A 13,620-nucleotide genomic window follows, 5' to 3' on the forward strand; every position below is an offset into this window, starting at 1 on the left:
GGGAAAGAAGCCGAGGTCACTTCGGCCAGTCGAGGCTCCGGACGCTCGCGAAGCGTCGCGTGACGCCGGAGTGGGGGTCGACGAATTCGACGGACCGGGCCAGCAGCCGCAGCGGCGTCGAATAGTCGTCGGCGGCAACGTCGTAGAAGTCGGGATAGAAGTTGTCGCCGTGGATCGGGATGCCCAGCGAACTCATGTGCAGCCGCAACTGGTGCGTCTTGCCGGTGTGCGGCAGCAGCCGGTACCGGGCCGCGTCGCCGTGGACCTCGAGGAGTTCGATGCGGCTCTCGCTGTTGGCGGGACCGTCCACCTCGTACGCCTTCAGGACGCCTCGCTCCTTGACGATTCGACTGCGGACGGTGGCGGGTAGCGGGAGATCGGGGTCGTAACGCGCGACCGCCTCGTACTCCTTGACCACCCGGCGCTGGTCGAACAGCGACTGGTAGTCGCGCCGGACCTCACGCCGCACCGTGAAGATCAGCACCCCGGCGGTCAACCGGTCGAGCCGGTGCGCGGGTGTCAGTTCCGGGAGGTCGAGGTCTCTGCGCAACCGGACCAGCGCCGACTCGGCGATGTACGCGCCGCGTGGGGTGCTGGCCAGGAAGTGGGGTTTGTCCACGACGAGGAGGTTCTCGTCGCGGTGGAGGATCTCGATCTCGAACGGCACCCGTGTCTCGACTGGCGGATCCCGGTACAGGTACACGAATCTTCGGGGTGCGAACGGGGTGGAGTCGGTGATCGGCTGCCCGCGCTCGTCGACGACTTCCGCGGTGGCCACCTTCTCGCGGAGGCGCGTCTCGTCGTGCGGGAAACGCGCGACCAGGTACTCGAGCACGGTGGGCCACGAGCCGTCGTCCGGCATCCTCAGCCGCGTCGGGTTGAGGCCGTCGCGGACGGGAAGTGGGGCGTCGGGCACCCCGTCACGGTAGACGACAGGCTGCGGAAATCCGCCGTTGACCGCGGGGGGACTCATGGTTACTATCCGGTAAGTTTGTGACGCGGGCCACCCTGACTGGTCGCTGAGGCGCGTCATCGGAGGATTTCACGGGGGTTCGTGGTGATCGTGCGTCGATGGGCGTTTCGACCGGGTGTGGTGGCAGTCGCTCTGGCGGTGGGGGTGGGGCTCGCGGTGGTGCCCACGGTGACGGCGTCGGCGGATCCGACGGGCGGGGCGGCGGGGGCCGCGTGGAACGCCGCGGTCGACGCGCCGCCCGAGTACCCGGTGATCGCGATCGACTGGGACGTCCCCATCACCATGAGCGACGGAACGGTGCTGAAGGCCAACGTCTATCGCCCCGCGGACGCCTCCGGCAACCCGATCGACACCAGGATGCCGTCGGTCCTCAACGTCACGCCGTACACGAAGCTGGTCGGCAACCTCGTCGATTCCGTGTTCGCGGTGCCGGGGCTCGAGGACACCGTCGTCGACCTGGTGAACTCCTTCGATCTCGCCGGAACACCGTTCGACGGCGTCGGGGAAGCGGCCAAGGTGCTCACCGGTGGCGGCATGCGCGTCTTCGGCATCAACCGCGACCTCGTCCGGAACGGGTACACCCAGGTGGTCGTCGATGCGCGGGGCACCGGCTTCTCTCAAGGGGAATGGCAGGCACTCGGTCCGCTCGAGCAGCAGGACTCCGTCGAGATCATCGACTGGATGAGCAAGCAGGGATGGTCCGACGGCAAGGTCGGCATGGCGGGGGTGTCGTACTCGGGAATCAATTCGCTGCAGGCCGCGGGGCATCAGCCGCCGGCGTTGAAGGCGATCTTCCCGACCGAACCGGGCAACGATCTGCTCCGCGACATCGTCGGAACGGGCGGTGGTCTCGGCGTGGGATTCATGCCGCTGTGGCTGTCACTGGTCAACGGTCTCAAGTTCGTTCCCGACATCCAGGCCCTTGCGCAGGGGCGCTTCGACCAGCGGTGGCTGCAGGATCGGTTGCGGGATCCGCTGACGCTGTTCCCCGCACTGATCGAGGCCATGACCGCGCCGGACATCAACGGTCTCGACCCCGGCACGCTGCGGGTGGCGCAGGACGGCCAGTTCTACGAGGAGCGGAAGGCGCAGGCCGCGAACATCGAGGTGCCGACGATGCTCTACGGCGCGTGGCACGACATCTTCGCGAACAGCGAGCCGCGGGTCTACAACGACATCCCGCTGCCTGCCGGTGAGAAGCAGCTGATCATGAGCGACGCCTACCACATCTCGTTCGGTGGCGGCTTCGGCGAACAGGGTGCGCCGCCACGACTCGACGTCCTCGAACGCGCCTGGTTCGACAAGTGGCTGAAGGGCATCGACAACGGCATCGACGAGTACGGCCCGGTCACGCTGTACCAGCAGGGCAACGGCTGGACCACCACCGATCAGTTCCCGCGGGCCGGTGTCGACTACCAGCGGATGTACCTGTCGGGTGCCCCCAGTGGCACCGCCGGGCACGCCGCCCACGACGGCAGCCTGGTGTCGGCGAAACCCGGCGACGCAGCACGACTCACCGTCGCACCCGGCCTCCGCGGGCTCTGTTCCCGCGACGGCGCACAGGGCACCGCAGGAGCGGCCGTCGTCTTCGGATCGGTGTGCAGCAAGGACTCCCGGTTCGCCGAGGCCGAGGGGCTGACGTTCACCAGCGCCCCCGTCACACAGCCGACCGAGCTGTCGGGTCCGGTCAATCTGCACCTCGAAACCGTGCTCGACGCCCCGGACGGATTCTGGGCGGTGACACTGAACGACGTCGCACCGGACGGCACGACGACCCCGCTCACCAATGGTGCGCTCACCGCTTCCATGCGGGCCGTGGACGATTCGAAGAGCACCAAGTCGGCGAACGGCGACTACACCGAACCGCACCACTATCTGAGGGTGGACGCACGTCAGCCGCTGGTGCCGGGAGAAGTGACACCGGTGGACATCAACTTCGTGCCCACCGACGCCGTCCTCGCGCCGGGGCACCGGCTGCGCGTCGACGTGTACGCGGGCAGCGTCCCCCGGTACCTGCCGCTCGGACCGATTCTGGCCGACAGTCAACTGAAGCCGCAGCACGTCGCGTTGTCCCCGGATCGGCCGAGTTTCGTCAATCTGCCGCTGGTCGGAGCGCAGGCGTGGTGAAAGGTGCACGCCACGTCCCGAGATCCGTAGGGTTGACGCCATGACCAAGTGGACAGCTTCGGACATCGTCGATCAGAGCGGCCGCACGTTCGTCGTCACGGGCGCCAACAGTGGTCTGGGGGAGGTGGCCGCGCGGGCCCTGGGCAAGGCGGGGGCGCACGTCGTGCTGGCCTGCCGCAACACCCACAAGGGGGAGGTCGTCGCACGGTCGATCGGTGACAACGCCGAGGTGCGCCGCCTCGATCTGTCCGACCTCGCCTCGGTGCGCGAGTTCGCCGCCGGCGTCGAGTCCGTCGACGTTCTCGTGAACAACGCGGGCGTGATGGCGGTTCCGCAGCGCAAGACCGCCGACGGATTCGAAATGCAGATCGGCACAAATCATCTCGGGCACTTCGCATTGACCGGCCTGCTGCTCGACAAGATCACCGATCGGGTCGCCACGATGTCGAGTGCGGCACATCAGGCGGGAACGATTCACCTCGACGACCTCAACTGGGAGCGCCGCAAGTACAACCGCTGGAGCGCGTACGGGCAGTCGAAACTCGCGAATCTGCTGTTCACATACGAGTTGCAGCGCAGGCTGTCGGCGGCGGGGTCACCCGTGAAAGCGGTGGCCGCGCACCCCGGTTACGCGTCGACCAATCTGCAGGCCCACACCGAGTCGGTGCAGGACAAGCTGATGGCCGTCGGCAACCGGATCTTCGCGCAGTCGGCGGAGATGGGGGCGCTGCCGATGCTGTACGCGGCAACGGCACCCGATGTGATCGGTGGCAGCTACATCGGGCCGGACGGCCTGTTCGAGCAGCGTGGCCATCCGAAGGTGGTGGGCTCCAACAAGAAGTCGCGGGACGAGCACACCGCGCGGGCGCTGTGGGCGCTGTCGGAGGACCTGACGGGCGTCGAGTTCAAGTTCGGGTGACGCGACGCCCGTCAGGGTTGCTCAGTCTTCGGTGACCTCGAGGGTGACGTCGATGTTGCCGCGGGTGGCGTTGGAGTAGGGGCACACCTGGTGTGCCTTCTCGGTCAGCTCGAGCGCCTCGGCGCGCGGCAGGTGGGGCAGGGAAACCTCGAGGGTGACGGCGAGACCGAATCCGCCGCTGTCCGTCGGGCCGATGCCGACGCGGGCGCCGACGGCCGAGTCGGCGACGTTCGCCTTCGCCTGACGGCCGACCAGCTGGAGCGCGGAGTGGAAGCATGCCGCGTATCCGGCGGCGAACAACTGCTCGGGGTTGGTGCCGTCGCCGGACCCGCCCATCTCGGTGGGGATCGCGAGGTTCAGGTCGAGCTTGCCGTCGGACGTGCGGGCGTGGCCGTTGCGGCCTTCTCCGGTCGCGAGGGCTTCGGCGGTGTAGACGATCTTCATGGTTACTTCTCTCCTGTAGGGGTGGTGAAGCTGTGGAGTGATTCGGTGAGACGCGACAGTGTGTCCCGGAGGGCGACGAGTTCGTCGATCTCCATTCCCGTCGAGTCGGCGAGTTCGGCGGGGATGCCCTCCGCGGCGGCGCGGAGGGCCGCACCCTTCTCGGTGAGGTGGATCCCGACCCGGCGCTCGTCGGCCGAGGAGCGCCGGCGTTCGACCAGGCCCAGGGTTTCGAGCCGCTTGAGCAGTGGCGACAGCGTGCCGGTGTCGAGGTCGAGGGCGTCGCAGATCTCACGTACTCCGCGGCCGTCCCGTTCCCAGAGCACCAACAGCACGAGGTACTGCGGGTAGGTCACTCCCAACGAGTCGAGCATCGACCGGTATCTCGCCGTCATGGCCCGGGAAGCCGAGTACAGGGCGAAGCACACCTGGCGGTCGAGGGTGAGGTTGTCGGTCACCCCTGAATAGTTGCACACAACTAGGTTGTGCACAACCAAGAACTGGAATCGGTGATTGCGCTTACACTGTTGGCCAGTGACACGGGGTGCTGCCCGGCGACGAGCCGGACGGCTGAGAACAGACCCGTCGAACCTGAACTGGGTAATGCCGGCGAAGGGATGTCGCGGAGACGGCCGTATGCGCTCATCCGATGTCTCGTCGCCGACCGAACGGAAGGTGACAGCATGCAGCTCGACAAGCAGATCGTCCTGGTGACCGGCGGTGGGCGGGGCCTCGGCGCCGCCATCGTGCGGTCGTTCGCGGCGCAGAACGCGCGGGTGATCGTGAACTACCGGAACAGCCGGGAGGCGGCCGAAGAACTCGCGACCTCCCTGGGCGCGGACCGTGCGGTCGCGCTCCGGGCCGACGTCACGGACGCCGGACAGGTGGCGGCGCTGTTCTCCGCGGCGGAAGAACACTTCGGCTCACCGGTGACCACGGTGATCAACAACGCGCTCGCCGACTTCTCCTTCAACGGCGACGCACGCGACAAGGCGGACGTCATCACGTGGGATGCCTTCGACTCGCAGCTGCGTGGCAGCGTGAAGGCGACCCTGCACACGACGCAGGCCGCGCTGCCGGGCATGCGTTCGCTCGGGTTCGGCCGGATCGTGAACATCGGAACCAACCTGTTCCAGAACCCCGTCGTCCCGTACCACGACTACACGGCCGCCAAGGCCGCGGCGTTGTCGCTGACCCGCACGCTCGCGGCCGACCTCGGTCCCGACGGCATCACCGTCAACATGGTGTCGGGCGGGCTGCTCCGCACCACCGACGCGAGCGTCGCCACTCCCGACGAGGTGTTCGACCTCATCGCGGCGAGCACCCCGCTGCAGCGGGTCACCACGCCGGACGAGTTCGCCGACGCGGTGCTGTTCTTCGCGTCCCCGTGGTCGCGTGCGGTGACCGGCCAGAACCTCGTCGTCGACGGCGGACTGGTCAAGGACTGACATGAGCGACGCCCGGCAACTGCACTTCAACGCGTTCCTCTACAGCTGCGGGCACCACGGCGCCGCGTGGCGGCACCCCTCGTCCCAGGTGGAGCGCCTCTGCGACATCGCCTACTACGAGGAGTTGGCGCAGACCGCGGAGCGCGGATGCCTCGACGCGGTGTTCTTCGCGGACGGGCATTCGGTGCGCGACCCCGCATCCGGAGGCATGTGGTTCCTCGAACCGCTCACCGCGCTGTCCGCGATGGCGCGGGCGACGGAGCGGGTCGGACTCGTGACGACGGTGTCCACCACGTTCTACACACCGTTCCACGCCGCCCGGATGCTGGCGTCGCTCGACCACATCAGCGGCGGCCGTGCCGGCTGGAACGTGGTGACGTCCATGTTCGACGCCGAAGCGCGCAACCACGGACTCGAGGCGATGCCGCCGCACGACGAACGCTATTCGCGCGCCGCGGAGTTCGTCGACGTGGCACTTGCTCTGTGGGATTCGTGGGAGCCCGACGCGCTCGTGCTCGACCGTGAGGGCATCTTCGCGGACCCGGCCAAGGTGAAGCCGGTCGAGCATCGGGGAAAGCATTTCCTCGTGGACGGTCCGCTGAACGTGCCGCACTCGCCGCAGGGTCGTCCCGTGCTGTTCCAGGCCGGCGCGTCCGATCAGGGCCGCGACCTGGCCGCCCGGTGCGCCGAGGGCATCTACGCCGTCGCCTACGACCTCACGGCCGCGCAGAGCTACTACGGCGACGTGAAGCGGCGCATCCGTGCGGCGGGCCGCGACGCCGACGCGGTGGTCGTGATGCCCGGTCTCGTGACCTATGTCGGCTCGACCGGTGCGGAGGCCCGGCGGAAGAAGGCGGAACTCGACGCGCTCCTGCCCGTCGAACAGTCGCTGGCGCAGTTGTCGATGTTCGTCCAGCAGGACTGCAGTGCCTGGGAATTGGACGCACCGGTTCCCGCGCTGCCGCCGCTGTCGGAGTTCACCGGGCCGCAGGGCCGGTACGACACGATCCTGCGGATCATCGACAAGGACCGTCCCACCGTGCGGTCGCTGCTGGGCACGTTGGCGGCCGGTGGCGGCCACTGCACCATGATCGGAACCCCGGAATCGATCGCCGACGAGATCGAGGTGTGGTTCCGCCGCGGCGGGGCCGACGGCTTCAACCTGATGCCGCCGCTCTACCCGAACGGCCTCGCCGACTTCGTCGACGAGGTGATCCCCGTCCTGCAGAAGCGTGGACTGTTCCGCGCGGAGTATGAGACAGACACTCTGCGCGACCATCTCCGGGGGCGCCCGTAGTTGCCACCACAAAGAACACAACCTTCTCTAAGTACGCAACAGTGACTGTGAGCGTCCCTCCCCCCGACACTGGCTGTTATCGCGATCACACCACGACGCGAGTTCGGACGAGGAGTGGCAATGCTGGTAGCACTCGGCTTTCTGATGGTGGCCGTGTTCATGTTCTTGATCATGTCCAAACGGGCCACTCCCGTGGTCGGGTTGATCGCCGTCCCGGTCGCATTCGGGATCGCGGCCGGGGCCGGCCTCGGCATCGGCGACATGATCACCGACGGGATCAAGGCGCTGGCACCGACGGCCGCCTTGCTGTTCTTCGCGATCATCTTCTTCGGGATCATGATCGACGTCGGCCTGTTCGACCCGCTGGTGAAACTCATCCTCCGGCTCGTCCGCAACGACCCCATGCGGCTCGTCGTCGGCACCGCGGTGCTCGCGATGGTGGTGTCGCTGGACGGTGACGGATCCACGACGTTCATCATCGTGACGTCCGCACTGCTGCCGCTGTACATGAAGCTGAAGGTCAGCCCCGTGGTTCTGACGGTGGTCGCCGGCCTCGCGAACGGCGCGATGAACATCGTCCCGTGGGGTGGACCGACGGTCCGGGCAGCCGCGGCGCTGGGAATCTCACCGTCGGACGTGTTCGTGCCGATGATCCCGTCGCTGGTGGTCGGACTGCTCGTCGTGCTGCTGTTCGCCGTGCAGCTGGGCTACAGCGAACGCCGCCGCATCGGAACGCTCGAACTCACCGACGAGCGCCTCCTCGTCTCCGCAGGCTCCGGCCTCCGGCGGTCCGTGACCGGATCCGGATCCGGATCCGGGGGCAATGGTGACGCACCCCGAACGGGTGGCGGCTCCGGCGACGCCGGATCGGACGACGGCCAGGGCTTCGTCGACGGTCTCGACCCCCAGCGGCCCACGCTGCGGCCGAAGCTGCTGTGGTTCAACGCGCTCGTGACGGTGGCGCTCCTCGTCGTGCTCGTGATGGACGTACTGCCGATTCCGGTCCTGTTCATGGTGGCCGCATCGATCGCGCTGACGGTGAACTTCCCGCGGGTCAAGGAACAGCAGGAAGCGATCACCCGCCACTCGTCGAGCATCGTCTCCGTGGTCGCGATGGTGTTCGCCGCGGCCGTGCTCACCGGCGTATTCCAGGGCACCGGAATGGTCGAGGCCATGGCGCAGTGGCTGCTCGAAATCATCCCGGCCTCGCTCGGACCGCACCTGGCCGTCATCACGGGCATCCTGAGCCTGCCGTTCACGTTCTTCATGAGCAACGACGCCTTCTACTTCGGTATCATGCCCGTGCTCGCCGAGACGGCGGCCACGTACGGCATCGAGCCGGTCGAGATGGCCCGCGCATCCATCACCGGCCAGACGTTCCACATGCAGAGCCCCCTCGTCCCGGCCATCCTCCTGCTCGTGACCCTGGCGGGTGTCCCGCTGGCGGACCATCACAAGAAGGTGCTGTGGCGCGCGGCGCTGGTGTCGCTGTCGATGCTGGTGATCGGTGTGGTCCTCGGCCAGATCCCCTGGTGACCTAGTCCTCGGTGTCGGTGTCGGTGTCGGTGTCGGTGGCGGGGCCCTCAGGGGTCGCGCCACCTTCGCCGCTCCAGTCGGCGCCCGAACTCTTGTCGTCCTCGGCCGGATCGGACATCACGTCCTTGTCCGCGCCCGGGGCGCCGCTGTCGGTGGTCGTGGTCTTCGGTCCGGATGCGTCCTTCGGTGTCATGTCCGACGAATACCCCGCCGGCAGGGTTCTCCAATCAGACGGACCCGGGTCTGCAATTCGAAAACTCCGTCGGGGATTGGCAGGTGAACAATACTTCGACGTAGTGTTCCCCGGGTTATCGACGATGAAGGAGTGGGACTGTGGCGCGCAAAGTTGTTGTCGAACGCATCGACGACATCGACGGAACTCCGATCAAGAACGGTAAGGGGGAGACCATTCCGTTCTCTGTCGACGGCGTCGACTACGAGATCGATCTGAAGGTCAAGAACGCCAGGGAATTCCACAAGACTCTCGACTACTACATCGAGCATGCAACTCGGGTCGGTGGAAGAAAGCGTCGGTCGACTCCTGCAGTGGCACCGTCGCAGGGACGGAGCCAGGCAAAGGAAATTCGAGAATGGGCGACGTCGCAGGGGTATGAGTTGTCCACGCGTGGACGTATTCCTGCCGAGATCGAGGAAGCGTACAACGCCGCTCACTGAGTCAACGGTGTCGCGGATGGTCGGCGCCTCCAGCCGCCCTGTTCAGGTCGGCTGGAGGCTGTAATCGGTCGTCAGTATCGGCGCGCTGCGTGAAATGACATGGAGTTCATGGCTACTCGCGTGACCGGCCGTCCCGGAGCGGGTGCGTGGACGACTGTGTCGTTCCCTGCATAGATCCCCGCGTGGCCGCCCCCGTAGAAGAGGACGACGTCACCGGGTTGCAGGTCGCTCTCGTCCACGGCGGTCCCGTGTCGTAGTTGCTCGTAGGTGGTGCGCGGAACGGCTACACCGGCCTGTTTGTACGCCCATTGAACGAGCCCGGAGCTGTCGAAGGCGCGGTGGTCGCCGGCGCCGCGGATGCACGGGATTCCGATTCTGGATGCGGCGGCATGCAGTGCGTGGCGTCCCGGCCGCACCGGAGGCCGGCGGAGCGTGTGAACCAGGTGATATCCGTGATTCCCGGTGTGTGGGTTCATGCCGTCGTTACTCCAGTGCGCTCGGTGTGGTGTCGCGTCGTCGAGACGTCCGATTACAGGGTGTTCCCGGCGCGATCCGGGCGCATCGGCCGAATTACCCGGATACGTGCCTGTCTTCTCTGCCTCCGTCGCCGGATTCGACGGCCGCCGGGTAAACCATTCGATCTGGTCGGTTTGGTACTCGCGAGTAGTGCGGGCCCCTCGTAACGTCGATCGGGTAATTGTCAGGTCAAAGGGAGTGGTCCGCTACGTCCTGTGGACTGGGATGAAGGAAGGCGGACGATGACGATCCGAGAATCGGCGAACTGTGCTTTCGGTGTCGCACGCTTGGTGTTCGACGCGGGAGCTGCCCTCCTGTCCGTTGCCGTGGCGGTACCGGTCGCCTTCGCCGCGGGCGAGGCGAGATCGATGGCACTCACGGCACGTGGTGACATCACGCCGGCCGCCGGGCCGGCGGACAGCGAGCATGTGCACGACCTGGGGACCGTCGTCGAACTGATCTAGCCGACACCGAATCGTTCTACCCGCTCGTCACCCCGTGGTGGAGTGTGCTCCGGTCATCAAGGCGGCGAGGTCGTCCGGTTCGAGGAACGACGGGGGCGGCGGTGGCCCCCAGGCGTACAGACCTTGCAGGCCGTGGAGCACTTCCGGTGACCAGAGTTCGTCCTCGGGGACGGTGTCCATGTCGGAGTAGTACTCGGAGAAGTTCCCCGCCGGGTCCTTGAGGTACCAGAAGAAGTTCGCGCCGGCATAGTGCCGTCCGAGACCCCAGATGTGGCGTTCGGGGTTGTTCTCGAGCATCGCGTGGGCGCCGCGGCCGACCTCGTCGATGTCGTCGACCTGCCAGCTGGTGTGATGCAGGAAGTTCACCGGTGCGGCCATGACGAGCACGTTGTGGTGCTCGGCGGAGCAGCGCAGGAACGCGGCCTTGTCGCCCATGTAGTCGCTGACCTTGAATCCGAGACCCTCGGTGAAGAATTGCATCGTGGTCTGGAGGTCGGTGGACCCGATCACCGCGTGCCCGAGTTTGCGGGGGCGCACCGGCTCGGTGCGGGTGAGGAACGGGGCCCGCCCCCAGCGGTCGATGCGCCCAGGCCCGTTGTACGGCGTCGGCAACACCGCGGGCTCGATGACGATCCGGGGCCGGACCGCCACCCTGACGATCGTGCCGGTGACCGGTTCGACGGCACTGACGGACGTGCCGTTCTGCTCGATCGCCACACCGAGCCCGGTCAGCCGTGAAGTGATGGCGGTGATGTCGTCCGGGTCGTCGGCGGCGACGGTCAATTCGACCAGCCGCCGGGTCGGGGCGTGCACGATGTGGAGTTGTTCGCCGCCGTTGCGGGTGGCGAACACCCCGTTCCCGCGGTGCTCGAGGCCGAATTCGATGTAGTAGGCGATGGTGTCGTCGACGTTGGGGACGCCGACGGTGACCTTGCCCAGTCCGTGCAGTGCCATGATCGGTGTCCTCTACTTCGCGTCGGGGTCGGCGACGAAACGCTGATGAAGTGTGCCGATGCCGTCGATCCAGCTGTCGAGTTTCTCGCCGGCCTGCAGGAACCGTTGCGGGTCGCGGCCGACGCCGACGCCGGCGGGGGTGCCGGTGAAGATGACATCACCCGGATAGAGGGTCACGGTGCGGGAGAGGGTGGCGATCAGCTTCGAGACCGGGAAGATCAGGTCGCGGGTGCGGCCCTTCTGCACTTGTTCACCGTCGATGGTGCAGCCGAGTTCGAGGTCGTCGGGGTCGGTGAACTCGTCCGAGGTGACCAGCCACGGACCTTGCGGAGAGAAACCGGCGAACGATTTTCCGAGCCCGAATTGCGGTGCGGGACCACGGGTCTGGGTGATCCGTTCGGAGATGTCCTGTCCGGCGGTGAGGCCGGCGACGTGGGACCAGGCGTCGGCCTCGTCGATGTTGGTGGTGTCGCGGCCGATGACGGCGACGAGTTCGATCTCCCAGTCGACGTTGCCGCCGGCGGGAACCACGACGTCGGTGTCGGGGCCGGTGAAGCTGGAGGAGTACTTGGTGAACACCGGCGGCACATGGGTGGGGGATTCGAAACCGGATTCGGCGGCGTGCGCGTGGTAGTTCAGCCCGACCGCGAACACCTGCCGGGGAGCCGGTGACGGTGCACCCAGCAGGGACCGGTCGATCGGGAAGCTGTCGTCGGCCAGGGCCGAGAGGTCCTGGTCGGTGGCCCAGGCGGTGACATCGTCCCAAGCCTGATAGACGGCGGGCAGGTCGGGGCCGAACCGGCCACGGGAGGCGTGAGCGAGGTCGACGCCCCGCTCGGCCCCCTCGGCTCCGATGACGAGGGCGGCACGGTCGTCGATGTTGGCGATACGCATGAAAGTGGTTCTCCTGGAGCGGTGTCTGTTATGTGTGGTCAGAGATCTGCGTTGACGGAGGCGGGTGTCGGCCTCGTATCGGAAGGGGCGGGGGTGACCCGGCGCGGGGACGGCAGGGCCAGGAAGGCGACGGCGCACAGCACCGTCAGCGCGGCGACGACGTAGAGGACTGCGGTGTAGCTTCCTGTTCGGTCCACCACGGCACCGACCCACAGGGGCGCGATACCGCCTCCGAGGACGAACGCCATATAGGGGCCTGCATAGGCCTTTCCGAAGGCGGCGAGTCCGAAGTACCGCGACGTGAAGTAGCCCACCATGTCCAGCTCGGCGCCGAGCATGCACCCCAGCGTAAAGGCCAGGACGGGGGCGAATCCGACTCCGCCGACTGCGAACAGCACGACGCCGGTGGCGCACAGCAGGCAGAGCGAGGCCGCGACCGCGGTAGGCCGGAGGATGTCGATGAGCAGTCCGATCACCAGTCGGCTCAGGATGACCGCGAGTCCCATGATCGATGCGATCGATGCCGCACCGCCGACGCTCATCCCGTACTGCCGAAGCATAGGGACCAGGTAGGGGACGAGGCCGGTGAAGGCGACCGACATCAGGCCGAATGTGAGAATCAGCCGCCAGTAGAGCGGGTTCCGACGGATGGTGGCGAAGTCGTCACCGTCGTCGGCCGACCGTCCGGCCGTGCCCGGCGTACTTACGCTTCGGGGTGCGACCTTCAGGAGGAAGACGGTGGGAAGGGTCCCGGCGAGCGCAATGCAGGCCAACGTGAGGTAGCCGAGCCGCCATCCTTCGAGTTCGATGACGCGTCCGATGGCGACCGGAATGATGGCGCCGGAGAGTCCCATTCCCATCATCGTGATGCCGAGCGCGAGGCCCCTGGCGCGGTCGAACCAGCTGCTCACCGCCCGAGTGAAGGCAATCGGTCCGGAACTTGCACCGAAGAATCCGATCAACGCCATCGCTGTCATGTAGGCCGGCACCGAGTGCACGACCGTTCCCAGTGCGGTGAATCCGGTTGCCAGGCACAGTGCTCCGGCAATCGTCGGGGCCTTGACTCCGAACTTGTCGACGGCGTAGCCGACGACGGGGGCGGCGAGTGCCATCCCGAAGGTCAGCAAGGTGATGGACAGCCCGTACATTGCGGCGCTGAGGCCGATCTCCCTACCGAGATCGCCGGTGAACAGACCCGCCGAGTAGATGGCGAGCCCGGATACCCCGGTGCCGACACCCACGGCGGCCGCTGACAGAGTCGGCCACCCGCGCCGGAATTCGTCCCCGCGTGACATGGTCAATGCCTTGCTCCTTTGTTGCGGTGGTGATGACCATCACTGTTCCTGTTCTCGGGTTATCCGGGAAGCGGCAACACC

At 66.9% G+C, this 13,620-nt stretch carries 15 protein-coding genes and 1 riboswitch; of the genes, 7 read left to right on the plus strand and 8 right to left on the minus strand.

Translation table 11 applies throughout. The features are described 5' to 3' along the window. Positions 1–16: 16 nt before the first annotated feature. Positions 17–973 (minus strand): pseudouridine synthase, encoded by a 957-nt coding sequence (locus QM806_RS17760; RefSeq protein ID WP_005572723.1) that lies wholly within the window; start codon positions 971–973, stop codon positions 17–19. Positions 974–1,057: 84 nt separating this feature from the next. Between QM806_RS17760 and QM806_RS17765 the strand changes: the two genes are divergently transcribed. After that, a complete protein-coding gene (locus QM806_RS17765; protein ID WP_269591362.1) occupies positions 1,058–3,100 on the plus strand; it encodes a CocE/NonD family hydrolase in 2,043 nt (680 codons plus the stop codon). Between the two features lie 40 nt (positions 3,101–3,140). Continuing rightward, positions 3,141–4,019 carry an oxidoreductase gene (locus tag QM806_RS17770; RefSeq protein WP_054247336.1) on the plus strand — a complete coding sequence of 293 codons (879 nt, stop codon included), beginning with the start codon at positions 3,141–3,143 and terminating at the stop codon, positions 4,017–4,019. 21 nt (positions 4,020–4,040) lie between these two features. Here QM806_RS17770 and QM806_RS17775 read toward each other — a convergent pair whose 3' ends face one another. After that, on the minus strand, positions 4,041–4,463 hold the full coding sequence (locus QM806_RS17775) for an organic hydroperoxide resistance protein (protein WP_005255157.1): 423 nt from the start codon (positions 4,461–4,463) through the stop codon (positions 4,041–4,043). Positions 4,464–4,465: 2 nt separating this feature from the next. Next, complete coding sequence (locus QM806_RS17780) at positions 4,466–4,918, minus strand: MarR family winged helix-turn-helix transcriptional regulator (protein WP_007301081.1); 453 nt, start codon at positions 4,916–4,918, stop codon at positions 4,466–4,468. A 72-nt stretch (positions 4,919–4,990) separates the two neighbouring features. After that, positions 4,991–5,095, plus strand: a riboswitch (TPP riboswitch). A 48-nt stretch (positions 5,096–5,143) separates the two neighbouring features. Here QM806_RS17780 and QM806_RS17785 point away from each other — a divergent pair. The 3 genes from QM806_RS17785 to QM806_RS17795 all read left to right on the plus strand — a co-directional run bounded on the left by QM806_RS17785 (position 5,144) and on the right by QM806_RS17795 (position 8,741). Further along, on the plus strand, positions 5,144–5,908 hold the full coding sequence (locus tag QM806_RS17785) for a 3-oxoacyl-ACP reductase (RefSeq protein ID WP_283292238.1): 765 nt from the start codon (positions 5,144–5,146) through the stop codon (positions 5,906–5,908). 1 nt (position 5,909) lies between these two features. Then, positions 5,910–7,205: an LLM class flavin-dependent oxidoreductase gene (locus tag QM806_RS17790; RefSeq protein WP_005572713.1), complete on the plus strand. Its 1,296-nt coding sequence runs from the start codon at positions 5,910–5,912 to the stop codon at positions 7,203–7,205. 120 nt (positions 7,206–7,325) lie between these two features. Continuing rightward, positions 7,326–8,741 carry a CitMHS family transporter gene (locus QM806_RS17795; protein WP_065489320.1) on the plus strand — a complete coding sequence of 472 codons (1,416 nt, stop codon included), beginning with the start codon at positions 7,326–7,328 and terminating at the stop codon, positions 8,739–8,741. Position 8,742: 1 nt separating this feature from the next. Here the strand turns inward: QM806_RS17795 and QM806_RS17800 are convergent, their stop codons facing one another. Further along, positions 8,743–8,934 carry a hypothetical protein gene (locus tag QM806_RS17800; protein WP_242323372.1) on the minus strand — a complete coding sequence of 64 codons (192 nt, stop codon included), beginning with the start codon at positions 8,932–8,934 and terminating at the stop codon, positions 8,743–8,745. 140 nt (positions 8,935–9,074) lie between these two features. Here QM806_RS17800 and QM806_RS17805 point away from each other — a divergent pair, with 140 nt between their 5' ends. Beyond that, a complete protein-coding gene (locus QM806_RS17805) occupies positions 9,075–9,416 on the plus strand; it encodes a histone-like nucleoid-structuring protein Lsr2 (protein WP_005255167.1) in 342 nt (113 codons plus the stop codon). Positions 9,417–9,487: 71 nt separating this feature from the next. Here QM806_RS17805 and QM806_RS17810 read toward each other — a convergent pair whose 3' ends face one another. After that, positions 9,488–9,892, minus strand: a complete 405-nt coding sequence (locus QM806_RS17810) for a C40 family peptidase (protein ID WP_005572711.1) — start codon at positions 9,890–9,892, stop codon at positions 9,488–9,490. A gap of 282 nt (positions 9,893–10,174) precedes the next feature. Between QM806_RS17810 and QM806_RS17815 the strand changes: the two genes are divergently transcribed. After that, the gene (locus QM806_RS17815; protein WP_005255171.1) at positions 10,175–10,396 is read left to right on the plus strand and encodes a hypothetical protein; all 222 of its coding nucleotides are present in this window, start codon (positions 10,175–10,177) and stop codon (positions 10,394–10,396) included. Positions 10,397–10,423: 27 nt separating this feature from the next. On the opposite strand, the gene QM806_RS17820 is transcribed toward QM806_RS17815, so the two are convergent. The 3 genes from QM806_RS17820 to QM806_RS17830 are packed head-to-tail and all read right to left on the minus strand — an operon-like array spanning position 10,424 to position 13,539. Continuing rightward, positions 10,424–11,350, minus strand: a complete 927-nt coding sequence (locus QM806_RS17820; RefSeq protein WP_065489326.1) for a VOC family protein — start codon at positions 11,348–11,350, stop codon at positions 10,424–10,426. Between the two features lie 12 nt (positions 11,351–11,362). Next, on the minus strand, positions 11,363–12,244 hold the full coding sequence (locus tag QM806_RS17825) for a fumarylacetoacetate hydrolase family protein (protein WP_005572709.1): 882 nt from the start codon (positions 12,242–12,244) through the stop codon (positions 11,363–11,365). 38 nt (positions 12,245–12,282) lie between these two features. Further along, entirely contained in the window at positions 12,283–13,539 is a 1,257-nt protein-coding gene (locus QM806_RS17830) for an MFS transporter (RefSeq protein WP_005572708.1), read from the minus strand. Positions 13,540–13,620: the final 81 nt, after the last annotated feature.

This window comes from Rhodococcus sp. IEGM 1351 (genome assembly GCF_030056875.1).
GTDB lineage: Bacteria > Actinomycetota > Actinomycetes > Mycobacteriales > Mycobacteriaceae > Rhodococcus_F > Rhodococcus_F opacus.